The organism is Paenibacillus sp. 1011MAR3C5, assembly GCF_003591485.1.
Classification (GTDB): Bacteria; Bacillota; Bacilli; order Paenibacillales; family Paenibacillaceae; genus Pristimantibacillus.
In genome coordinates this window covers 127,296-150,216 of record NZ_QZCF01000004.1, presented here as the reverse complement: position 1 = coordinate 150,216, position 22,921 = coordinate 127,296, and the positions used below count along the sequence as shown (strand labels likewise).

The window sequence follows — 22,921 nt, the reverse complement described above, 5'->3', positions numbered from 1 at the left end:
TCTGCACTCTCGCGATTGCGCTAAGCAGGCAACAGTCAGAAGGCATAATAAAAGACGATCTCATAAGAGATCGCCTTTCTAACGCCGCAGCCCATCGGCCATGACGAAGGATACCGTTCCTCCTAAGCGACATCCACCCGATCGATATTCCGGATGCTAAGAAGCGTTAGCAGGATGCCCAGCGCCCCCAGCGACAGCGGAATTGCAATGATCGTGCCGAGGCTGAAGCCCATATTGTTGGAGCATACAAGCATAACAAGCAGCACGGCTGTCACGATCGTGGACGGAACGGACTTCTTCCTCATCCCGATTGTCAATGGAAGCAAGCTCATGCCCGCTGCTGCTATCGCATTGGTTATAATTGAAGTCCCATGATTGATCAACAGCTCTGATGTAATCGTATCCGGCACATAAGCCAAATTAGCATTGATAGTCAGAAATATCGTGCCAATAACAAAATTCGCAATGATAACATTAGCCAAGGTCCATACAAATACCATCGACAGCTTAGCCGTCAGCAGCTTCTTGCGGCTCACCGGATAGGCGAATAGAAGCGCCATCGTCTTGTTCTGGAATTCTCCGATCACGAGCTTGGACAACAGAACCGAGGCATAAATAATAAACGTAGCACGTATAAGCGTGTCAATCAGGCTAAGCATATCCGCATTGCTTTGGAAGATAGGCTCTTCTTGTGTAGGACCCTCTACCATATAGATGAGGAGCAGGAACCCGAGAATCACACCATACGTAATAAGCGATCCCCAGAGATACCCCGTCATTCTGCCTTTCTTAAACTCCAGCTTAATTAATTGCATCATGGCCGCCACCTCCCCGTGTCAATTCCAGGAAATATTCTTCCAGCGAGTGATGGCGCCTATTGATGGCGGTCACTGGAACGTCGTTCAAGATCAGTCCCTTGAACAGCTCCTCCTGCGTGGTCGACATCTCGTAGATGCGTACCGCCGTATTGCCTACAATCTTGTAATTGCGAATGCCAAGACGATCATCCAGCACATATGCGCATAGCTTCACATCCGATGTCGAAATTTCCACGTAATCCGTTTTGGATTTACGGATACTCTCCATGGATACTTCCTGCAGCAGACGTCCGCGATCCAATACGCCGATCGTATCTGCAATTTGCTCAATTTCCGCGAGCATATGGCTTGAAATCAAGAGCGTCATGCCATATTCATCGCATAGCCTTCTGAACAGCGATCTCGTCTCCTGGATGCCTTCCGGGTCCAGGCCGTTGATCGGCTCGTCAAGCAGCAGCAGCTCGGGGCGGGTACAGATCGCTCTGGCAATGCCGAGCCTCTGTCTCATGCCAAGGGAAAATTGCTTGACCGGCTTGTCTTCGATGCCGCGCAGTTGAACCAGCTCCAGAGCTTCCTTGATGGCTCCTGGGCGGTGATAGCCCATATATTCGCAGTGCAGCTCAAGATTCTGCTCCGCGGTCAGCTTCTCATAAAATACCGGCGCCTCAATCATATGGCCGATCCGCTTGAGCGGCTCGATTGTGCCTGGCAGCAGCCGCTCGCCGAACAGCTCAATCTCGCCTCCCGTTGGCTTGACCAGATTCAGCAGCATCTTCATTAGCGTAGATTTCCCTGCTCCATTCGGCCCAAGGAAACCGTAGATTTCTCCGCTGCGAACTTTCATACTGACATTTGTAACGACGTCTGCCATGCCGTATGTTTTGCTTAGCAGCCTCGTTCGGATTAATTCCGCCATGTGTTCACTCTCCCGCTTGAATTCGTTATAAGCTTATCTTATCGCGGGACTCTCACTTTTTTCTGTCTGAAATCTTACTTATTTCTTACTTCCCGCTTTTGCTGCCGCTGGGGATTCCGCAGCCCTTAACGACACGGTGAAGCTAGTACGGACATCCGGCACGCTCTGAACCGCTATGCTGCCGCCGATCCGTTCAATCAAGCGCTTCGTAATCGTAAGGCCAAGACCGCTCCCCTGTACGTTCTTATTCCGCGAATCCTCCAGTGTATATAGCCGCTCGAATATTCGTTTCTGCTCGCGCGGAGGTATGCCGGGGCCCCGATCCGCAACCTCAATGACGATCTGTCCATCCTGCCGTTTGATGGACAGCCCCAAATATTTGCCGATCGCTCCATACCGGACAGCATTCGAGAGCAGATTGTCCAGAATACGCCTCAGAGCCTCTTCATTGGCATAAACCTGAAGCGGCTCTTCCCTAATATCTATATCGACTTCGTAGCCCTCGGAAGCGAGCAGGTCGTAATAAGCCAAGATACGGTGGCGGGCCAGCTCCCCGATATCCAACACCGCCATTTCCATCTCAGAATCATTCGCCTCGAGCTTAGCCAGATCGAAAAACGCATTCATAAGCGCAAGCACTTCCTGCGTCTTTCTGTAGATCTGGCCGAGCAGGCGCCGCCGCTCCTCCGGCTCCAGATTCGGGCTTCGATTAAGCATCTCGGCATAACCAAGAACGACCGTAAGCGGTGTCTTCAAGTCATGCGATACATTAGACAGCATGCGGCGCATCGCTTGCTCCGTCATCGCATAATCGTAGGCAGATTGGCGTGCGCGATCCAGCAAATCGTTGATGGCGCGCAGCAGCCCCCGCAGCTCGTTCAGCTCCGTCATAACCTGCACTCGTTCGACAGAAGAAGCCGGACGAGCGGCAATCTCGTCCAGCTTCGACTGGATATAACGGAGATGATTCCGGGTTTCCCGGTTTCTGGAACGCTCACGAATATACAAGATGGCGAATACAAGCGCAAGGCCAAGCGCCAGCCACAGCATCTAGGCTTCCCCCAATCGGTATCCGATTCCCCACAGCGTACGGATGTAACGAGGGGTCGAAGGATCGTCTTCAATCTTCTCCCGCAGCCGCCTCATGTGGACGTTAATCACGTTCTCGTCGCCGTAATAGTCATCATTCCAGACCAGCTGATAAAGCAGCGCCTTCGTATAGACCCGTGTCGGATGCTGGACGAACAGCTTCAAAATCTGAAATTCCTTGGCTGTCAGCTTCACATCCTCGCCCCGCTTCGTCACGGTAAAGTTGTCCGGGTCGATACACAGATCACCGAACACCAGCAGCGCCTGATCTGCCTCTTCAGCAGCCGGGACGGGATCGGGCGCCGTCACATATTGCGTCGCTCTGCGAATCGACGCGCTCACTCTTGCTGCCAGCTCCAGCAGGGAAAATGGCTTCGCAATATAATCGTCTGCCCCGAACCGAAGGCCAAGTGCCTTGTCCACTTCGCCATCCTTCGCGGAGATGATCAGAATCGGCACTTTGCTTCGCTCGCGGATACGCTGCAGCAGATCAAGCCCGTTCACATTCGGCAGCATCAAATCCAGCAGCACCAGATCGTAGCTTCCTCCGTCGAACGCCCGCAGCGCGTTGCCGCCATCATTGACGGTCGTCACGTGGTAGCCTTCTTTGGATAGATAGTCGACGACCATCTCGCTAATAGACGGATCGTCCTCGATGAGCAGCAAGCTGCCGGTCATGCAGAGCGCCCCTTTCTTACTTCCTTCTAAATACGATCAGCAGCACTGTAATCAGCGTGAATGCGATCAGTGCGAGGAACGGAATCGTAACGAATCCGAACACGTTAATATACTCCGCGCTGCAAGGAACCCCTTGCGTGCAAGGCTTGATAGCTGCAAAGCCCGGGATCTTCTGCTCCATGTAGTGGAAGGAAGAGACCAGCATGCCCAGGATGGACAACGGCAGCACATACTTCTTAATGGAATGCTCGTCATAAAAAGCGGCGATGCCCAGCAGCAAGCTAAGCGGATACATCAAGATGCGCTGATACCAGCAAAGCTCGCAAGGGATAAATCCTTTGATCTCACTGAAATACAAGCTGCCCAGTGTCGCCACAACGGCAACCAGCCAAGCGAAATATAAGACGTTGCGTCTCATCAGCTCCATGGTTAACCTCCTATTTCAGCTGCTGCTCGATAACGGCCTTGATCGCCTCATAATCGAGAGGATTAGAGAGTTTCACATCATTGACCATTATGGTCGGTGTCGCTTGTACTCCAAACTGTTTCACAAGAATTTCGTCAAGCGCAACAAGCTGCGCCGCTTCCTCCGTAGCCATCGTTGCTTTCAACGCTTCTTCATCCAGATCCGGTACAACCGCCTTGGCCGTCTCCATCACCTTCTCCTCCGTCAGCCATAGGCTGTCATGGTCTGCGCCCGGCTGTGCGTCAAATAGCTTCTTGTGGAAATCCCAGAATTGATCCGGGTGCAGCTTCAACATCGATTCACTTGCAAGCGCGCCCAGCTTGGACTCTTCGCCATGGAACAATACGTTGATGTAAGAGAATGTTGCTTTGCCTGTGTCGACATAATCCGCTTTCAGCTGCGGCCAGATGATCTCTCCCCATGCTTTGCATGTCGGACATTTGTAATCGCCGAACTCCACGATGGATACTTTGGCTGCGGCATCGCCCATCACAGGCTGTGCTACGGTCGAAGGCGCGCTGCCAATCGATTCGTTCCCGTCTCCGCTCTTCGACTGCTGATTGATGACAAACAACGCAACGACAACAACAATGATGACAGCCGTATAAAGCACGAAATATCGCGATCCGCCTGGCTTGGTTCTTTTTTTGGAAGACATATTCGTAAAACCACCTTTTTCAACATAATAGATTGGCTTGCTATCTCACCAAACAATATCATATCAGGGGCTCTTCCACTATAGAGCAAGGCGTGCGAAAACGCACAATTTTGAAAACGCTGGCTACTTCATGCACATGCCTGCATTCAGCCTGATAGCTGCTGCCTCCCCCCTCCTAGAATGGTGCGTTCCGGCAGTAGACCAGATGGTCCGTCCACTCGCCGTGCTCGTACAGGAACGCTTTCCTGGTGCATTCCAATTGCATGCCTGCAATCTCCGCCAGCCTGATGGACGGCTCGTTATCCAAGTTAATATGTGCCTCGATGCGATGGAAGCTCAAGTCGCTGAACGCCAGGAGCAATGCCTCGCTTACCGCTTCCTTGCCGTATCCCTTCCCCCAATGCTGATTATGGACAGAATATCCGATTCTTCCCCATTGGAATTCGTCTCGTGCCAACGTCGAAAAATCGATCATCCCGATATGTACCCCGTCATCCTTCCGAAATACACCGTAGATATACGCTTTGTCATCCAGCGCCAGCTCCTGATGCCTATCGACCAGACGATAGAACCATTCTTCTGTACACTCGCTCATATCCCGCTTCCCTTGGTCATACTTGGATTTGGAAGGATGGCGCGCTTCAAACGCATGAAGCCAATTGCTGTAATCCTCTTTGGCCAGTGGCCGTATAACTAGCCGTTCTGTCTCCGAACGGGAATGAAATCCGTTCAACCTGTTAGCTCCTCTACAGCATCATGTATGTCTACTTTCAGTTATATCATGGCTCCCTGCATCCGACTATAGAATGGCAGACAAAAAAGCACAGGAGAGAGATTTACTCCCGTCCTGTGCTGATGCTGCGCATTTATTTCACTAGCTGTGGAAATCCGTACCGGAGAGAACAGGCTTCACATAACCCGTACGAATGACGAAATCGCCGAAATGTTCGTTATGATCGCGCTCCGCCGCATAGCGATGAAGAATCGGCTTCAGCGTATCGAGAATTTCATTCTCATCCACATTCTCGCGGTACAGCTTGCTAAGCCGGTCACCTGAGAAGCCGGCGCCCATGTACATATTGTATTTGCCCGGCGACTTGCCGATGAAAGCAATCTCGCCAAGCGCTGGACGCGCGCAGCCGTTCGGACAGCCGGTCATACGGATGTTGATCTCGTTGTCACGCAGGCCGACCTCCTCCAGAATCGGCTCCAGCTTATCAACCAAAGTCGGCAGGTAGCGCTCAGCCTCCGCCATCGCCAGTCCACACGTAGGGAAAGCTACGCAGGATAGGGAGCTGCGCCGAATCGCGGAATGCTGGCCGCCATCTGTAATGCCATGTTGACCAAGCAGCTCCATAATTTTGGCTTTTTTCGCTGTCGTGATGCCTGCAATCATCAGGTTCTGATTCGCCGTCAGACGGAAGTCGCCCGTATGGATCTTCGCAATCTCACGAAGTCCCGTCTTGAGCTGATAGCCCTCTTGGTCGGCGATACGTCCGCTCTGGACATACAATGTCAGATTCCAGCGGCCATTCTTGTCCTTCTGCCAGCCATAGCGGTCGCCGCTGTTCTCGAAGTGGAACGGACGAGCCGGCTCCAGCTCCCAGCCGAGACGCTCTTGCAGCTCAGCTACAAACCAGTCCAGACCGTGGCGGTCGATTGTATATTTGAAGCGTGCGTATTTCCGAACGGAACGGTTGCCGTAATCGCGCTGGATCGTCACCGTCTTCTCCGCGATATCATTGACTTGCTCCGGCCTGATAAAGCCGATCACGCGTCCAAGCTGCGGATACGTGTTGGTATCGCCATGCGTCATGCCCATACCGCCGCCGACCGTAACGTTGAATCCAACAAGCTTGCCCTTCTCAACAATGGCGATGTAGCCCAAATCCTGCGAATAGACGTCTACGTCGTTGGAAGGCGGTACTGCAATGCCGATCTTGAACTTACGCGGCAGATAAACCGGCCCGTATATGGGCTCTACCGGATCTGCTCCTTCGACCTTCAGCAGCTCCGTGCTGTCAATCAGCTTCTCGCCGTCCAGCCAAATCTCATGATAAGCCGGCGTGCGAGGAGCCAAATGCGTCGTAATCTGCTGCGCCCAGTAGTAGACGTCCGAATGCACCTGAGATTGCTCCGGATTCGGGTTGCACATGACGTTGCGGTTGACGTCGCCGCATGCGGCAAGTGTCGTCAGCAGCGTATCGTTAATGCTTCTGATCGTGTCCTTCAGGTTCCACTTCAATACGCCATGAAGCTGGAATGCTTGTCTGGTCGTCAGTTTGATGCTGCCGCTGCCGTACTTCTCGGCAAGCTCGTCAATGACGAGCCATTGCTCCGGCGTCGAGACGCCGCCCGGCGTTACGACGCGAAGCATGAATTGGAACGAAGGCTCCAGCTTCTGCTTTTGGCGCTCATTACGGACGTCGCGGTCATCCTGCATGTAGCTGCCGTGGAATTTCAGCAGGCGGTTATCCAGCTCGGAAAGCCCGCCTGTAATCCGGTTTTGCAGCGACTCCACAAGTGAACCGCGCAAATAGTTGCTTTCCTTCTTCAAATGTTCAACGTCGCTCGGCGGTCCGCCGATCGGCTCTACTTTATGTCCCTTTGTCATTGCTGCAGGCTCCTTTCTCCGATGCGCCTTCAAGCGCACGCGCTATCTCTATCGATTCGATTAATATACGTCACGTTGGTAGCGCTGCTGCGCCTGCAATTCGGCCAGATAGGCTTTCGCCGCCTCGGCGTCCAGTCCGCCTTGCTGCTCAATAATGGTCAGAAGCGCGTTATGCACATCATGCGCCATATGCTTCTCGTCGCCGCACACATACACATGCGCGCCTTCTTGCAGCCAAGCGTACAGCTCTGCCGCCTGCTGCAGCATCCGGTGCTGTACGTACACCTTCTCCTTGGAATCGCGGGAGAATGCCACATCCAGCTTCGTCAGCACGCCGTCCTTCAGCATGCGCTGCCAGTCGGTCTGATACAGAAAGTCCGTAACGAAATGACGGTCGCCATAGAACAGCCATGTCTTGCCTTCTGATCCAAGCTCTTCTCTCTCTTCCAGGAATGCGCGGAAAGGAGCGACACCCGTGCCCGGACCGACCATAATAATAGGCGTCTCCGGATTGGCAGGAAGCTTGAAGTTCGGATTATGCTGAATAAAGATCGGCAGCGTGTCGCCTTCTGCCAGACGCTCCGACACTTGCACGGAGCATACGCCTCCGCGAGCGCGCCCATGCGCTTCGTACTCAACTTTGCGAATCGTCAGATGCACTTCATCCTCGTTCGCCTTGTTGCTGCTCGCGATGGAATAGAGACGCGGCGGCATTTTGCGAAGGATGGATACCAGATTCGCCGCTGTCAGCTTCCAAGGACCGAAATCCTGGAGCAGATCAAGCAAGTCCCGTCCGTTCGTATAGGCCTTCAGTTCAGCCTTCTTCTCGGGAGCGATCAGCTCAGCCAATTGCCCATTATCCGTAAAGGCTGCAGCCTTCTCCAGCAGCGGCTTTGTCAGCACGGTAATCTCGAACTGGCGAAGGAGCGCGGAACGAAGAGTGCCTTCGTCTCCGTCTTTCCCTGATACGACAACTTCGGAAGGTGACCAGTTCATCGCTGCAATAATCGCATCGACAAGAGCCGGATCATTCTCCGGATAGATGCCTACGCAATCGCCCGGCTCATAAGAGAGGTCAGAACCTTCCAGCGACAGCTCCAGATGGCGTGTCTCGCGGTCAGAGCCGCGGCCATTCAGGTTAATGGTCGTCAGCACTTCGGCCTTGAACGGATTGGAACGCGAATACTCGGATTCTGCCGGTGCTGCCGCAGCGGATGCGGATGGAGCGCCAGCTGTAGCTGCAGCAGTTCCTGTTCCCGTTGCCGCGTCAAGCGCGCCGATAACGCTTGCCATCCACTCGCCTGCAGGCGCTTCGAAGTCGAGATCGCAGTCTACGCGGTCAGCCAGACGCTCTGCGCCAAGCTCGGCCAGGCGCTCATCGAAATCGATGCCCGTTTTGCAGAAAAATTCATACGATGTATCGCCGAGTGCCAGTACGGAGAACTTCAATCCGTCCAGCTTCGGCGCGCGCTTGGAATATAGGAACTCGTGGAATGTCAGTGCATTATCCGGTGGATCGCCTTCCCCATGCGTGCTTGCCACGATAAACAAATGCGCCGTCTTCTTCAGACCGTTCGTTTTGTAGGCACTCATGGCAGACAACGTCACTTCAAAGCCTTGCCCCTTCAGCTTATCCGCCAGCTTGCCAGCCAGACGCTGCGAGTTGCCCGTCTGCGAACCGAATAAAATCGTTGCTTCGCGCGGAGCTGCTGGCGCGCTTGCAACAGCTTGCACTGCTTGCTCCAATGCTGGCGCAATGAGTTGCGCGCTAGCCGCGGTTTCGGCTGATGCCGCACCCGCCCGATAAAATGTCAAAAAACCGCCGAGCCATTGTGTTTGCGCCTCCGTCAACGTCGGCAGGAGCTTGTTAAGCAGTTCGGCTTGCTCCTCCGTAAACGGACTGTTCGTCACCTTCAGTTGCAACAATATCCACCTCGCATCAAATCTCATTCATCATCAATTCATGATTCACGTTCGTTCATTTTCAGGGCTAATCCCAAGTATAGCACTATGATTTTATTTTCTGCTCTAAACCTATCACAGACTTACATATATGGTCAACGAAATCCGTCGCATTCTGTCTATAAGAAGTTTTGAATTTAAAGTGGGGGTTTGCTTATAGAAAGGATTTGGTAATTGGATTATGTATTCTGAAATGATACCATCCCTAGTATATAATTTAGGGAGCATGACCCTTCGCTTAAAATAGATATTAGCTTAGTTTCAGAGAATACGATTTGTAATTGATGTTTTTTTGTTTTCAATCAAAGAAATTTATACAAGATAACCTACACTAATAAAAAATAACTGCTGCCCCAGTCATCTCCATGACTAGAGCAGCAGTGTATATTCAATCTATTACCCCCGCGCCAAGCTATACCGCTGCTTATGCAGCCAGTCGATATCCTCGGCGAGCGCACTTAGCGGGGAGGGGCCGAACCATTCCAGCGAAGCGTAGCAGTCGAGATGGGAGGCTTCCTCCAGCAGCTTCCTGTAGTCGAGGAAGCCCTGATGCAGCGGCACCATGCCTTCGCGATCGCCGGAAGCGGAATAGATGTTCCCAGGGTTGAACAAGCCAACCTGGCTTGGCGATGCGATGTTCTTAAAGTGGAAGTGATCGATCCACGGCTCCAGTACATGCAGCATGTGCAGCAGGTCTCCGCCATATTCCCATACATGGAGCACATCGAAGTTCAGTCGAAGCGAGTCCTGGCCGATATCCGACAGCAGCGTCAGCGTGGAATCCAGATCGTCGGCCAACGTGCCGGGATGCGTCTCGACGATCAACTGCACGCCCTCTTCCCCGCACATGTGGCACAGCTTTCTTAGCCGCTCCGTGTACACATCCCGCTCCCCAATCGTCACAAGGCTGCTCGCCTTGTTCCCGGCAAACGTCCGCAGTCGCGGTGTGCCAAGCCAATGCGCCAGCCGGATCAGCTGCTCGCACTTTTGCTCCGACCGGGCAAAGCTCTCCTCCTCGATGTCCAAATAATCGCTAAGCATCGACACAGCCAGATCGTCCTCCGCCATCCCGCGCAGCAGCTCCTGCGTCTCCTTGCGTTCATGCTCATACAGACCCATCGCATGTACGCCCCATATCTCGATGCCTTCGAATTGCTTCTCCCTCATAAACCGGAGAAGCTCGGCGAAGGAGATCAGCTGGTGCCGGAAGGAGATCGTACAGAAGGAATACTTCATGGCATCGCCTCCCACAGACCGTACAGCCGGTACAGCTCGCGCTTGATTTCCTTCTCTACCTTATCCATCTCTTCAAGCTTTCTCAAAATAGCCGGCAGTTGGCTGCCATTCCCGATCATCGCAAACTTCATGCCTTGATACTGAATATTATGGAAGCCGCGTACAAGCAGCTCCACCTTATCCGTATAAGCTTCGAACATCTCGTCGCTGGAACCTGTTTCTTCAATAAAGTACATCAGCGCATGCTCGTAGCTGTACTTGCGTATCGCCAGCACGGGCAATTGCTTGACCGCCTTCTCTACCATATCCACGGTAAATCCGGTATCGCCTCTGCCGATAGCCGCTAGTCGATTCCGCAGCGTATCCGTCAGCTCGTTCTCCCAATGGAATACCTCCTTGAAGTAAGCAGCAACAGCCTCTCGCGTCGGCTCCATTACCCGATCCGAATCAACGTAGAATCCCCCTCCGAACGGATTTTCCAGAAACGCCTGAATGACTCTGTCCTTCTGCACAATGCCCTGCCACCTGAAGTCGGCGTCGATCATTTGCCACTCGTCCTCGCATTCCGTCTTGGCCAGTATGAGGAAATGCGGGAACGGCTTCTGATGAAATTTGTTTTCGCGCTCCGGCATAAGGGACAAGTCAATCTGAGCCATGATGTAACGATCGGGCGGACTGTGCTCGATCAAATCCAGCATTCGCTCCAAGTTAGCTTCTATCGACAATGCCGCATCGTACCATTCATGGACAGGGGCTCCGAACAGCTTTTCATACCATTGGAAGTAATGGCTGTGGTCCAGATCATGCTGATAATACGTGATTTGCCCATCTTCTGTGACATCGAATGGCGCATCCCATAAGCCTATGTAGAACGGGCGGTAATCATAATCGCTTCGCTCGCGAATCACCTCGCACAGACAGCTGACGATACAATGAACCTTAATGCTGACTTCTTCTTTGATCACCATGCGCGGTTCACCATCTCTACAGGCTGCGCTCCATCAGGCGCTTCCTCCGGATAAGGCTCCAGACTTTGCATGAAATCAAGCAATGAACCAACTGTAGCGAACGTTCTGGGATCAACCTGATCATCCGGCACTTGCAGCTTAAGCTCCACCTCAAGAAATACGATTAATTGCACAATCATAATGGAATCGACAGCCAAATCTTCATTCAACCTTAGTCCGTCATGCAGCTCATCGACTTTTATTTTAAACTTATGGCGTATGAGCCCTTGCAGCTCGCACTTCAAAGCTTCCCGTGTACGCTTCATCATTTTGGTCAAACTCCTTCCTGCTCCAGCAGCTTGCGGCTTATCTTGCCTGATGGCATTTTCTGAATGCTTGCGGTCATCCGTACTTCCGAAGGCGCCTTGTATGGCGGCAAATATCTTAAGCACCACTCCCGCACATCCCCTGCCGTCACAGCATCCGCTGCAACCACTTGGGCCCGAACCGTCTCTCCGTTGATAGGATGGATGCCCCGGTAGACGACCGCTTCGATAACGCCTTCCAGTCTGCAAATCACTTCTTCAACCTCAGCGGGCGTCACCTTCAGCCCCGATACATTGATCAAATCATCGATTCTGCCTAGAAATCGGATGTTTCCCCCGCCAAACGAACAGCCCAAATCTCCTGTCGGAATAGTCTTTCCGCCTACAGAGATGATCAACTCCGACGGCTCAGCCGCCGCTTGAATGGTCAGATGCCCCAGCGGAGTGCCCAGATCGTCATAAGATTTCATACCGACAACAAGGCTCGCGCATCCTGCTTCCGTACAGCCGTATTGCTGCAGCAGCAAGGCGGATGCTTTGTTATATTGCTCATACAGGATTGGCGACAAAGGCGCGCCTGAGCTCATAACGCTGCGCAGCTTGACACCTCCGTGCTCAAACAATGGACCAAGCCCCTGCAACAGCGCCGGCACTCCATAAAGCAAATGCTTCGGGTTCACCTTCAAGCATTGCGCGATCGCTTTCGGACCCTTGCCACTCATGACAATCGGCTCTACTCCCCGCTCCAGAGCGGATAATACGCCGGAGATCAAGCCATATGCATGCGTAACCGAAGCGAGCACAACTGGCGTATCCTCCGCGAACGCATGAGCCGCAAGCCGTTCATTATAAGCAGCAATTTCCACGTTTATCTCTTCCCATGACCGCCGGATCAGCTTCGGTTCACCCGTTGTGCCAGAGCTGAATTGATAGATCGATGGCGGTTCATTCGTACGGACAGCCGGTGCATCCGAAGGATAATACTGCTCCGCCGCCCCATAGAACAACCCGGTGCACCCAGCCCGCTCCGCCAGTCGTGATGCCGTCTCTATCGGCGTATCCCCGTGCAGCGGCAGGACTGACAGACCGCTCTCACGCAGGAATAGAATCATAGTCAAGGCGAATAGCGGGTCGGCAGAACATAACGCATAACAGCGTGTTTCGCCTATCCCGTGGCGGAAGACCTCCAATTGTGCATAACGGTCAAATAATTGCTTGTATGCAGAGCGGCTGATCCGTTCCTGATTTACTGCGAACATGATGAATTCTCCCTTTGAGTTTGATCGTCCGGCTGGCGGACTAGTGATAAAGGGTTAGGCGCAGGACGTGGCGCAATCTTGGTACCGCCGAACATTCTGCGCTGAACCAGCGGTTCGATCACATATTCGGGCGCAAAGATCCTAAGCAAATCGAATCGCTCCTGTAAGGCTGGGAATGATGCCCGATAGGAATCAAGCTCCTCAGCGACGATAGCCCATAACTCCCGCTCCCCAATCGGGAACCGGCTTGCCGCAAATGTAATAATCGTACCTATATTCATGAACCATAACGCATCCATCAGCATCTCACTTAGATCCTGCAGGCTGCCCATCTCAAAATAATCTCCTGGCTCCCCTTCGGCATACGCCGAATGCAAACGGGCGAAGTCAGGCACCAGCTCCGGCGATGTCAGGAATGGCCCGTAATATTCGACTCCCTCATGGAAGTCTCGCAGCGCCACACGCTCCGGCATGCCATTGCGATGCACTAGCACCATGTTCTGTCCATGGGATTCCATCACGATGCCATGAGCGACAAGCAAATGGACAACCGGGATCACACTTCGGCGCAGCAGTTGGCGGAACCAACTCTCCATGCCGTACCAAGCAATCCATGGGGCAATAAAGGCTGTACCGTCCACTTCTGTCGCTGCCAGCGTGAAGAACGGCACCGCTTCTTCTCCCGGCTGCAAATATTTCTCGACATTCTCCCGCCAGATCGCCCCGATCGCCCCATTCGCCGCAGACAAGGTAATACCCGCATATTCATGCAGCAGAATCAGCCCCGACTCCTGCAAATAAGGATCGGAATCCGCGATCTTCTGGAGCCAAGCCGATACAGCGGGCGCAGCTACGGTAGAATGTACCGTCAAGTGACGCATCGAAGACGTATTGACGATGCCAAGCGACAGCTTCACATCTCCTCGTGATGCCCCGCTTGCGCAGGACAGCGTTCGAATCGATTGCTGCGGGCGATAGAACTCTGAGCCATGCCCAAGCGGCACAATCCGGCAATTCGCAAGCAAATCCGGATGCTTCTCTTGCAGATAGCCCCACTGCCAAGGATGCACTGGAAGAAAAGCATAGTCATCTGCAGACAAGCCAAGGCTAGCCAACTGTTCACAAAAGCGGCTGCGATCCTCTGTCGCAAGCTCGCTTTCTATAACATACCGCCAGTCGCCCTCATCCCCGGCATTCCAGATAACCTCCTCATAGGCAGCCGCAAGCCAATCCAAACGGACATCCGGCTGATATTCGGGGCCATAGGACCGATTATGCTCAGGGGTAAAGCCTATTCTTGATTTATAGCAAGGATGATAGGGATGCCCTTCCGTCGAGATGGACTCCAGCTCTGCAAGCGAACGGCCAAGCAGCTTTCTCTCGCCTTCTTGGTGTAACACCCGTTCTTGCATCCACTGAGCTTGCTTGCGTATCGTCTCCTCCAGCTCAACCATAAAGGAAGACAGCACGGTCAAGGACGGACGATTCACCGCAACAGTCTCCTCCAGAAACAGCGCTACACTATCTGCTTCTCCGCTTTCCGGACCGCTCGCTTTGAAGCAATTCCTGAACATCGGGCTATCGCCCATCCGAATCATGCCGAATGAATACGCTCGCCAGCCTTCGAAGGAATACATCACGCGATTGCCGGCCCAGTCTCTCCCTTCAATCACGTATGAGTCAACCTTGCTCTCGTTCTCCTTATATAGCGCGATGCTGCTAGCTTCCAGCACGCCCTCAAAAATTAAAGCCTCCACCAGCCTGCGAAAAACTTGCCTGCGAGCCTTCACATTCATTTCAATCTTCCCGGTTGGGACCTGCAGCTTCATTTCACCTCTCCATTCCTGTTACGCTTGTCTGGATTGCTGAGCCTTCCTCTCCTTTCTCCACATCGCCGAAACGAGTCTTGCCTTGCGAATCGCCTCTTGATAGGGAAGCGCGGCGCATAGCGGGTTATCCATCTCGGCATAGACCGCCTGCTCCCATTCAGTCTCCAGTTCATCCACGTCGAATAACCGCGTGAGCAAATTCGCCTTGAACCGGAATGTACGGCGCGTCAGCCAGTCGCGAACAAGGCCGCTATGCGCCCCGGGGACCGCAGCTATGGACTCCAATTCGTCGCGAAGCTCCATAAGAAGCACTCTCTCATCCAGCACGCCAAACACGCCGAACGATTGAATCAACCCCAGTACATGATTAACGATCAAATAATAGCCGAATCGCTCCTCCGCCAGTTCATCGGCGTATACGTTCGGTCCCGACCCAATGCCGGGAACCAGCTCCTCAAGTTCGTTTACTCTCGACCTGGCGTAATAGTAGCCTTGGCTATCCCGATAATAGAATTGCTCCGGATATCCGCTCTCGCCGAGCTTCACGACACTATTCTGCAAATGCGCCTCAAGCGCGATGCCATATCTTGCATACATCATGATCATAGGCCTTAGCGAAATCGCCAAGTAAGCCCGGAACCAGGCCAGCCCGGCTTGGGCTGCCGAACATCCCTCCCGCTTAGCCAGTTCCCGGACTACATTCTCAAGCAACGGTCGCGAGCCATTCGAAGAGAACGCTTCTTGTGTAAAGGCGGCCGCCAAAAAAACACGTTCTCCCGCGTTCCGGGCAAATGGGTTCTCCCGAATAAGGAGTTCGAACCCGCTCTCTCCTGTGCCGGAATCGCTAAGGGTGATATACGCCCCGTCCTTTATGATATGAAATCCAGGGCAGTTCTCTCGGAGCCAAGGCTCAAGACCGTTAGCCAGCCGAGCAGCCTCAATCGCTCCGTACAGCTCATGTCTCTTATTCACTCTCATCGAGTTCGTAATTTTGGCGCGCAGCGACAGCTTATACATATAATCCGATTGGGGATCACAGACCGTGCGAATGGAGGAGGTCGGATAATACGTCCCTCCAAGAGCTCCTATGTACTCCAGCTTCCCTTCTCTCATCCAGCTCTGGATAAGAGCATCCTGCAGCAGTTCTTCTCCCTGTACAGGATGGACGGGGATCCATACATATGACGGATCATGGATGACATCTGCGGCAGCAGCGGACAACCTCTCGCCTGGATTGAACGACGCCAGTAGCTCGCGCTTCATAATCTCGGCAGCGCTCTCCCGCCATACGGTGCCTTCTTGGACAAGGCTTCGATGGGCGGCAAAATAATGCAGCTGGAAGCTGCCTTTCGACTCTGGTGAATAAAGATGCTGTCTCCATTCCGGAAAGCCTTGCCTGCTCTTGGGCGTCGGATGGAATACATGGCCGAATAGAAGGGATTGTTCGGACTGCAGGAATGTAAGCGAAGGACTGTATAACTCGGGGGCATCGTCATGTCTGGCTGACAAGAAAGTCTCAAGCAAGCTGCAGCTCTGGAGCGCGCGCAGCAGCAGCTCCTTCGTCTCAGCGCCTTCATGCTTCGAGCCCAGCTCATCGGCAAGCAGCCCCAAAGCCGTCGCGAAGCCGATCGGCCAAGGCTCGGCAGCACCGCTCTGCAAGCATATGGGCAGCTGGAATTGATGCCTTCCAGTCGGAGATTTATAATGCGCTGTTGCAAGGATGGCAAGCTGCCCGGAGGCAAGCGGAAGCCGCAAGACGCTGCGCTCGCCTTCGCTGCCCTTGCATTCAAGCCATTCGCCGTCTCCCGTTTCTCTTAAATAACAATTCAGGAAGCTGGTGACGGCGGCTCTCTCGGCAACTTGCTTCGGATTAACCATAGCTCTCCTTCTTCCTAATTAATAATGATTATCAGTATCAATATTATAAAGGTTCTTCCCCAAGGGATACATAGACAAAATTTCCAAAAGTTATGGATATTTCATTCACTTAAGCACAGCAAAAAAGCTTCCGCGCCATGAGGAGCGAAAGCTTTTGATTGCCTAGCCTTGATTATTTCATCGATGCAAGCCAATTCGATAGGGAATCGATATCGGCGCTGCTAAGCTGATCTTTGTATGCAGGCATGCCGCCTCGGCCGTTCGTAATCGTGGCTTTGATTTCGTCGACGGACAGATTGGCTCCTACCTTCTGCAGGTTCGGTCCTACGCCTCCTGACAAATCAACCGCGTGACAGCCAATGCAATTCTGCTTATAGATGGCTTCAGCCGCTGCCGCATCGACAGCCCCCCCTCCTGCATTATTGCCGCCATTCGTTGCCCCATTGTTAGTTCCATTGTTAGTTCCATTGTTTGTTCCATTGTCGGTCCCGCCATTCGTGCCGTTATTATTGTTCCCGCCACCGCAGGCTGACAGGGCAATAACAAGAATAACAACCGTAACCAGCAACAACCACTTCATATTGCGCATCATGAAATAGCCTCCTTGATTGGTAAATCTGTTATTACATTTCCCTATAACCAGCTTCCTATTCACATTCTTTACGCCCTTTCCAAACACAAACCACGAGAGTGGATTCGTTCCTTTCCCATACGCATAACGATCCGTACGGTGGACATCATAAGGTAAGGTCATGACAGTATTTAGCAAAATCTTTCGAATTGCTGAGGTGATGCCATTGAATAAGCAGGAGGATCTTATCGGTCATTTGGCGGAGCTGAGAAAGCGGCTAATTGTCGTAGCCGTGAGCTTCCTTGGGGCAATGTGCGGAGGCTTGTACGCTTCCCCCCATATCTTGCGTTACATCAAAGCAGGTCCAACAGCTGAATCAGTTGAATGGAATGTCTTCTCGTTCACAGACGGCCTGTTCATCTACTTGCGCTGCGCGTTTCTGTTCGCGATCCTGTTTGTTTTGCCCGTCCTGCTCTATCAGCTGTGGGCTTTCGTCAGGCCCGGATTAACAACAATCGAGGCCAAAGGAACTCTCGCTTATGTGCCCGTCTCCTTCTTGTTGTTCCTGGCTGGCGTGTCCTTCAGCTACTTCCTCGTCTTCCCCATGATGATGCAGTTCATGATGGAGATGAACCATAACATAGGCGCCGTAGAGACGTATGGCATCGACCGGTACTTCTCGTTCATGTTCAGCATTGTCTTTCCGCTTGGCATTGCATTCGAGATGCCGCTGGTCATGCTGTTCCTGACCAGACTCGGACTGCTGACACCGGAGAGACTGACCGCGACTCGCAAGTACGCCTACGTAGGGCTTGCAGTCGTAGGGGCCTGCATCTCTCCGCCGGATTTTGTCTCGCATTTGTCTGTGACCGTACCGCTGCTCATGCTTTTCGAGATCAGTGCGTTTCTATCGCGCCGTTTTGCCAAAAGAATGTCCACTGCCGCTCCGTCCCCTACTTAAGTTAATTCAACTAAAAAAGGAGTTTTGACCCATGTTCAACAATATTGGCGTTTCCGGGTTAATTATTATTCTGCTGATCGCGCTTATCGTCTTTGGCCCTGCCAAGCTTCCGCTGCTCGGGCGGGCATTCGGCGATACGCTTCGCGAATTCCGCAGCTCAACTCGCGGCATCGTAGAGGACGATACAGGCACACAGAGAATCGACAAGCCCGATGAGCTGGAAAAGCTTCTCTAGGCAGAATAAAGAACATGAAGAAGGCCGATCCCGCATCATCCGGGATCGGCCTTCTTCTTTGCTTATAGATGAGAACTGGCCTGGAGCCGCACAGATTATAGCAGCTCCGGGCTCTCTCCTCCTACACCAGCAGTCCGCCGGACTGTCTATACTTCAGGATGCCTTCCGCCGTGCGATAAGCGAAAGCGCCCACAGTCCCCGTCGGGTTGTAGCCCGCATTTTGCGGAAAGCTGCTCGCGCCTACAACAAATACATTGTCCGCATCCCACATTTGGCTGAAGTTGTTGACCGCCGATGTGCCCGGCTCGGCCCCCATAATGACGCCGCCCGTGTTGTGTGTGGACTGGTAGGACATAATCTCGTATGGGCCAAGCTCCTTCAGGTAATCCACCTTGTCGGCGCCCATTTCCTTCACGATCTCGTTGCAGCGTTCTGCGAGATACTTCGCCAGATTCTTGTCCTGATCGCGGAAGTCGAATGTAATGCGCATGAGCGGATCGCCGAACGTATCCTTATACGTGGGATCAAGATCAATGTAATGCTGCTTGAAGGACATGGATGAGCCTTGCGCGCCGACCGCAAGCGTACGGTTGGCATAATGCAGCGACTGCTTCTTGAATTCTGCGCCCCAGCTTGCCGTGCCGGAAGGGACCGGATTGTTCTGAATCGGCCTAGCGCCCGTCTGGCTGAACGCAATAACGCCGCCATGAATGAAGTCGACATCGGAATGGTCGAAGTTATCGCCATTGTAGTCATCGATCGAGACACCGAGCGAACCCGCGCCCGCGAATGTATTGAATTGTTTATTTTCAAAAAAGCCTACCGCGCTTCCCTTGATAACCTGATACGCATAGTTCTTGCCGACAACGCCTTTCCCGCTGGACGGATCGTAAGGCTTGCCCAGCTCAGACATCAGCAGCAGGCGAACATTGTTGAATACGTAGCTCGTCACGACCACGATGTCGGCAGGCTGAATAATCTCTTCGCCTGTGGTGACATCTATGTACATAACGCCGGTTGCTTTGCCGCCTTTATGGATGATGCGGCGCACATTGGAATGGGTGCGGATCTGGAATTTGCCCGTCTTGTTCGCTACCGGAATAACCGTCACGACAGGATCGGCCTTGGCTCCGTATTCGCAGCCATAGCGCTCACAGTAGCCGCAATATTGGCAGGCTGCCCGCGCAACGCCGTCCGGGTTCGTGTAGTTCTCGGACAGATTGGCCGCGGGCATCATATAGGGATGCAGATTCAGCTTCTTCGCCGCTTCAGTGAACATCTCGATCCCCTGTGTCTTCTTCATCGGTGGGGTCGGATATTCACCGCTGCGCTTGCCGCCTAGCGGATTGGGTTCCCCGGAGATGCCTGCCATCTTCTCAAACTTGTCATAATACGGCTCCAACTCGTCATACGTAATGCCGTAATCCTGAATGGTCATATCCGCCGGAATTTTGTTTTTGCCATAGCGCTCAATCGTTTTGCTTCTAATTTCAAAGTCATATGGCAGGAAGCGGTACGTCTGGCCGTTCCAGTGAATGCCGGAGCCGCCTAGCCCGTCTCCCAGCAGGAAGGAACCGTATTGCCGCATTGGCAAGGCGCGCACCTTTTCGTTGCTGCGGAATGTGATCGTTTCTTTGGACAAATCCTGCATCATCTCGTAGCGCATGGAATAACGCAGCTCGTCATGCACCATGAAGTAATCCTCGGTCTTCCGCTCCTTGCCTCTCTCCAGTCCGACGACATTCAGGCCGGCTTTGGTCAGCTCTGCTGCGATAATGCCGCCCGCCCAGCCGACGCCTACGATGACAACATCTGTTTTTGGCAATGTCTTGGCCATATCGATCCTCCCTTTCGTGGGCTTCGCTAGTGCGAGGCCAAGTGAGCCTGCAAGCTGCTCGGCTCAATCTGCGTAAATTCTTTGTCAATGATATTCAAATAGCTCATCTGCGAGCCCGGATAGCTGCGCATGCGCCAGCCTTCCATATTGGCATTGCCGCCGTAAAGAGGATCGCTGTATACGCCTTCGAGCGTAGCTGTACGCAGCGTCCGGAAGAAGAAGCTTTCGGAGATGGTCGGCAGATTGGCTTCCTCGTTCTCGAACACCTTGAGCACCTCGTCCTGCTGTGCGCCTTCCAGCTCGGCAAAGCCTTTGCTGTACTTCGTCAAGCTGTAATTCTCCAGTTCCTGAATGCCGATATCGAAAATTTCTTTCCGCTTCAGCCTGCCCTGATACCCTTGCACCTTCTCGCCTGTAAAGAATGGAGGACTCATGTAGTCCCGGCCGTTAAAGCCCCAGTCCCCCGCGAGCTGATGGTCGATGAAGAACGCAACTCCGAGTTTTTTTGCGCCCGGTCCATTGTCATCTTCAGGGAAAATTCGTTCCGTCGCGCTGTCGACGATACGAAATTGCGCCGGTGTAAAATACATGAGCGCGCGGTTGTAATTCGGATTCTCTGTTTCTTTTCCGCCATCCGGGGTCGCCGTTGGCTCCTGTGCATTGCCGCCGTTGTTGTCCGTACATCCGAATATTGTGCTTAGCGCTCCGCCAACCGCAAGCGTACCGAGCACATAACCGGAATTGACCAAGAACTTGCGGCGGGAGTTGTTGTTAACCTGCTCATTGTCATGCTCCGATCCGGAATGCTCGTTAACTGTGCCTTCTTTCGCTTGAACCAAAGGCCCCTCGCGATCCGTTTCTTTATCAGCTACAAGCCCATTGCCATCGTTCCCTACCACATCATGCACCTCCTGTATAGATCTTCTTGCTGTCTTCCTGCTTATTATTTTCCAACCGATCATGAATATTCATTTCAGAGGAAGGGCTATCCTAACGTCGAACGAGTGAACCCTTAGTGGAGGATGATATCTGATGATGAAAACAGTTAAGTTGATCGCTTGCGCATCCCTGTCCGCAGCAGCCTTGGCAGGCTGCGCCATGACTCCGGCAACCGACGGCAATAGGACAAACCAGGACAATACGGTTACCCAGCAAGCATCGCCAATGCCCAAGGGACCGCACAAAGCCCATGCGATCAATGATTCCTCGCTGATTCCGAGCGAGAACGGGCAGAAGAACTATACGACCAACAATCTGGGACAAACCACGTATGGCCTGGGCACATCCGTCTACAGCATGATCGGCAGCTCCGGGCTGCACGCGAACGGATTCTCCGCTCATCTGGAATCGCGTCTTAGCAGCGCAGGCATTCCGGATGTGCGCGTATTCGTCTTCGACGATACGGTCGTCTTGGCTACAGCCAAGCGTGAAGCGAGCGCATCCAGATATGACGAGCTTCAACAAAAGGTGCTTAGTCAGAACGAAGGCATGTCGTCTACAGGCTATACGCCAGGCGAAGGACTTGGCGGGGTAGAAGGCTCAGGCGGTCAGCATGATAATTTAAGCAGCGCTGCAAGCCAAATCAAACAATTGATGGGTGCTGAAGTGAAGATACTCCTTGCGGAAGGCGAAAAAGCGGTACAAGCTGTGGACAAAATCAGAAACGACGCGCTAGCGGACAATATCTCGCCCGATCAAATCGCGCAAGATATCCGCGTCCTGCTGAACATGACGCAGCAAGCGGGGCAGTAAGATTATTGAACCTTCAGGGGCGAACATAAAAGGACTGACTTCTTCCAGACCTGTTACCAGGTGACGGATAGGGCCAGTCCTTTCATGTATGTGGAAAATATAACTCCATCATGGCGCGACAGTAAACACCAGTTCCTCTCCAACTGCTTCAATCAACTCTTCATACTCTTTCTCTTCCCCAAATTCACCTACGTCGAACTCGGCAGAACCGGCGACTGTGTAGTCTCGTAAAACGGAGTCATCGCGTGATGAATCGTCACCGATTCACGATCCCCCACATATTCCAATCTCATTCCCTCCTCAGATTTACACCCCGGCCGACTTCCGCTATCATAAGTAGCGATATAGCGGAACAGAAAGCAGGGATTGATTGCATGGGTATTCTATTGTTCATTCTAGCCGGCATCGCCGAGATTGGCGGCGGCTATCTCATATGGCTATGGCTCCGGGAAGGCAAGTCGCCTTACCTGGGACTGCTTGGCGGCGGGGCGCTTATTATGTATGGAATCATCGCGACCTTCCAGTCGTTCCCTACATTCGGACGGGTCTATGCCGCTTATGGAGGCGTGTTTATTGTACTAGCCGTATTATGGGGCTGGCTCGTCGACCGCAAGACACCGGATCTGTATGACTGGGTCGGCGCAGCGATCTGTATCGTAGGGGTATTCGTGATGCTATACCCTCGATCTTAAGCAAGTTAAGGTATGCGAACAAAAAATTTTCATCTATATCTAAAAATAACTTGTCAAACTATCTGACTTCATGATAAGATACTGTTTGTGTCTGTGAGACACCTTGAAAGTGTGGAGCTGTGGTGTAGAGGCCTAACATGCCTGCCTGTCACGCAGGAGACCGCGGGTTCGAATCCCGTCAGCTCCGCCATTTTCGA

General features: G+C 52.9%; 22 protein-coding genes and 1 tRNA gene. 5 read left to right on the top strand and 18 right to left on the bottom strand.

Annotated features, from left to right (window positions below; translation table 11 throughout):
• Positions 1-122: 122 nt before the first annotated feature.
• The 16 genes from D3P07_RS14460 to D3P07_RS14385 all read right to left on the bottom strand — a co-directional run bounded on the left by D3P07_RS14460 (position 123) and on the right by D3P07_RS14385 (position 17,268).
• Positions 123-818 (bottom strand): ABC transporter permease, encoded by a 696-nt coding sequence (locus D3P07_RS14460; protein ID WP_119800943.1) that lies wholly within the window; start codon positions 816-818, stop codon positions 123-125.
• Positions 802-1,734 carry an ATP-binding cassette domain-containing protein gene (locus D3P07_RS14455; protein WP_119800942.1) on the bottom strand — a complete coding sequence of 311 codons (933 nt, stop codon included), beginning with the start codon at positions 1,732-1,734 and terminating at the stop codon, positions 802-804. Before D3P07_RS14455 ends, D3P07_RS14460 begins: the two co-directional genes overlap by 17 nt.
• Before the next feature lie 78 nt (positions 1,735-1,812).
• Positions 1,813-2,784, bottom strand: a complete 972-nt coding sequence (locus D3P07_RS14450) for a sensor histidine kinase (protein ID WP_119800941.1) — start codon at positions 2,782-2,784, stop codon at positions 1,813-1,815.
• Positions 2,785-3,501, bottom strand: coding sequence for a response regulator transcription factor (locus tag D3P07_RS14445; protein WP_119800940.1), 717 nt, complete (start codon positions 3,499-3,501; stop codon positions 2,785-2,787).
• 16 nt (positions 3,502-3,517) lie between these two features.
• Entirely contained in the window at positions 3,518-3,928 is a 411-nt protein-coding gene (locus D3P07_RS14440; RefSeq protein ID WP_119800939.1) for a disulfide oxidoreductase, read from the bottom strand.
• Between the two features lie 10 nt (positions 3,929-3,938).
• Positions 3,939-4,625, bottom strand: coding sequence for a DsbA family protein (locus D3P07_RS14435; protein WP_119800938.1), 687 nt, complete (start codon positions 4,623-4,625; stop codon positions 3,939-3,941).
• A 175-nt stretch (positions 4,626-4,800) separates the two neighbouring features.
• Positions 4,801-5,358, bottom strand: coding sequence for a GNAT family N-acetyltransferase (locus tag D3P07_RS14430; RefSeq protein WP_119800937.1), 558 nt, complete (start codon positions 5,356-5,358; stop codon positions 4,801-4,803).
• Between the two features lie 141 nt (positions 5,359-5,499).
• Positions 5,500-7,239 carry an assimilatory sulfite reductase (NADPH) hemoprotein subunit gene (gene cysI / locus D3P07_RS14425; RefSeq protein WP_119800936.1) on the bottom strand — a complete coding sequence of 580 codons (1,740 nt, stop codon included), beginning with the start codon at positions 7,237-7,239 and terminating at the stop codon, positions 5,500-5,502.
• 60 nt (positions 7,240-7,299) lie between these two features.
• On the bottom strand, positions 7,300-9,162 hold the full coding sequence (locus D3P07_RS14420; RefSeq protein ID WP_119800935.1) for an assimilatory sulfite reductase (NADPH) flavoprotein subunit: 1,863 nt from the start codon (positions 9,160-9,162) through the stop codon (positions 7,300-7,302).
• A 435-nt stretch (positions 9,163-9,597) separates the two neighbouring features.
• Positions 9,598-10,437, bottom strand: a complete 840-nt coding sequence (locus tag D3P07_RS14415) for a sugar phosphate isomerase/epimerase family protein (protein WP_119800934.1) — start codon at positions 10,435-10,437, stop codon at positions 9,598-9,600.
• Entirely contained in the window at positions 10,434-11,405 is a 972-nt protein-coding gene (locus tag D3P07_RS14410) for a DUF6005 family protein (protein WP_119800933.1), read from the bottom strand. The genes D3P07_RS14415 and D3P07_RS14410 overlap by 4 nt, the downstream gene beginning before the upstream one ends.
• Entirely contained in the window at positions 11,399-11,710 is a 312-nt protein-coding gene (locus D3P07_RS14405; protein WP_119801206.1) for a phosphopantetheine-binding protein, read from the bottom strand. The genes D3P07_RS14410 and D3P07_RS14405 overlap by 7 nt, the downstream gene beginning before the upstream one ends.
• An 8-nt stretch (positions 11,711-11,718) precedes the next feature.
• Positions 11,719-12,969, bottom strand: a complete 1,251-nt coding sequence (locus D3P07_RS14400) for an AMP-binding protein (protein WP_119800932.1) — start codon at positions 12,967-12,969, stop codon at positions 11,719-11,721.
• A complete protein-coding gene (locus D3P07_RS14395; protein ID WP_119800931.1) occupies positions 12,957-14,798 on the bottom strand; it encodes an IucA/IucC family protein in 1,842 nt (613 codons plus the stop codon). The genes D3P07_RS14400 and D3P07_RS14395 overlap by 13 nt, the downstream gene beginning before the upstream one ends.
• A gap of 18 nt (positions 14,799-14,816) precedes the next feature.
• Positions 14,817-16,676 carry an IucA/IucC family protein gene (locus tag D3P07_RS14390; RefSeq protein ID WP_119800930.1) on the bottom strand — a complete coding sequence of 620 codons (1,860 nt, stop codon included), beginning with the start codon at positions 16,674-16,676 and terminating at the stop codon, positions 14,817-14,819.
• A 172-nt stretch (positions 16,677-16,848) separates the two neighbouring features.
• Positions 16,849-17,268, bottom strand: a complete 420-nt coding sequence (locus D3P07_RS14385; RefSeq protein ID WP_310732555.1) for a c-type cytochrome — start codon at positions 17,266-17,268, stop codon at positions 16,849-16,851.
• 160 nt (positions 17,269-17,428) lie between these two features.
• On the opposite strand from D3P07_RS14385, the gene tatC reads away from it, so the two are divergent.
• A complete protein-coding gene (gene tatC / locus D3P07_RS14380) occupies positions 17,429-18,208 on the top strand; it encodes a twin-arginine translocase subunit TatC (RefSeq protein WP_259391507.1) in 780 nt (259 codons plus the stop codon).
• 31 nt (positions 18,209-18,239) lie between these two features.
• Positions 18,240-18,443: a twin-arginine translocase TatA/TatE family subunit gene (gene tatA / locus D3P07_RS14375; RefSeq protein ID WP_119800929.1), complete on the top strand. Its 204-nt coding sequence runs from the start codon at positions 18,240-18,242 to the stop codon at positions 18,441-18,443.
• Positions 18,444-18,564: 121 nt separating this feature from the next.
• Here the strand turns inward: tatA and D3P07_RS14370 are convergent, their stop codons facing one another.
• Together D3P07_RS14370 and D3P07_RS14365 are read right to left on the bottom strand one after the other, a co-directional pair.
• A complete protein-coding gene (locus D3P07_RS14370; RefSeq protein ID WP_119800928.1) occupies positions 18,565-20,280 on the bottom strand; it encodes a GMC family oxidoreductase in 1,716 nt (571 codons plus the stop codon).
• Positions 20,281-20,306: 26 nt separating this feature from the next.
• Positions 20,307-21,179, bottom strand: a complete 873-nt coding sequence (locus D3P07_RS14365) for a gluconate 2-dehydrogenase subunit 3 family protein (protein ID WP_397334591.1) — start codon at positions 21,177-21,179, stop codon at positions 20,307-20,309.
• A 133-nt stretch (positions 21,180-21,312) separates the two neighbouring features.
• On the opposite strand from D3P07_RS14365, the gene D3P07_RS14360 reads away from it, so the two are divergent.
• The 3 genes from D3P07_RS14360 (at position 21,313) to D3P07_RS14350 (ending at position 22,914) form a co-directional block, all read left to right on the top strand.
• Positions 21,313-22,032, top strand: coding sequence for a hypothetical protein (locus D3P07_RS14360; RefSeq protein ID WP_119800926.1), 720 nt, complete (start codon positions 21,313-21,315; stop codon positions 22,030-22,032).
• A gap of 374 nt (positions 22,033-22,406) precedes the next feature.
• Entirely contained in the window at positions 22,407-22,724 is a 318-nt protein-coding gene (locus D3P07_RS14355; RefSeq protein WP_119800925.1) for a YnfA family protein, read from the top strand.
• A 113-nt stretch (positions 22,725-22,837) separates the two neighbouring features.
• Positions 22,838-22,914, top strand: a tRNA-Asp gene (locus tag D3P07_RS14350).
• Positions 22,915-22,921 lie beyond the last annotated feature (7 nt).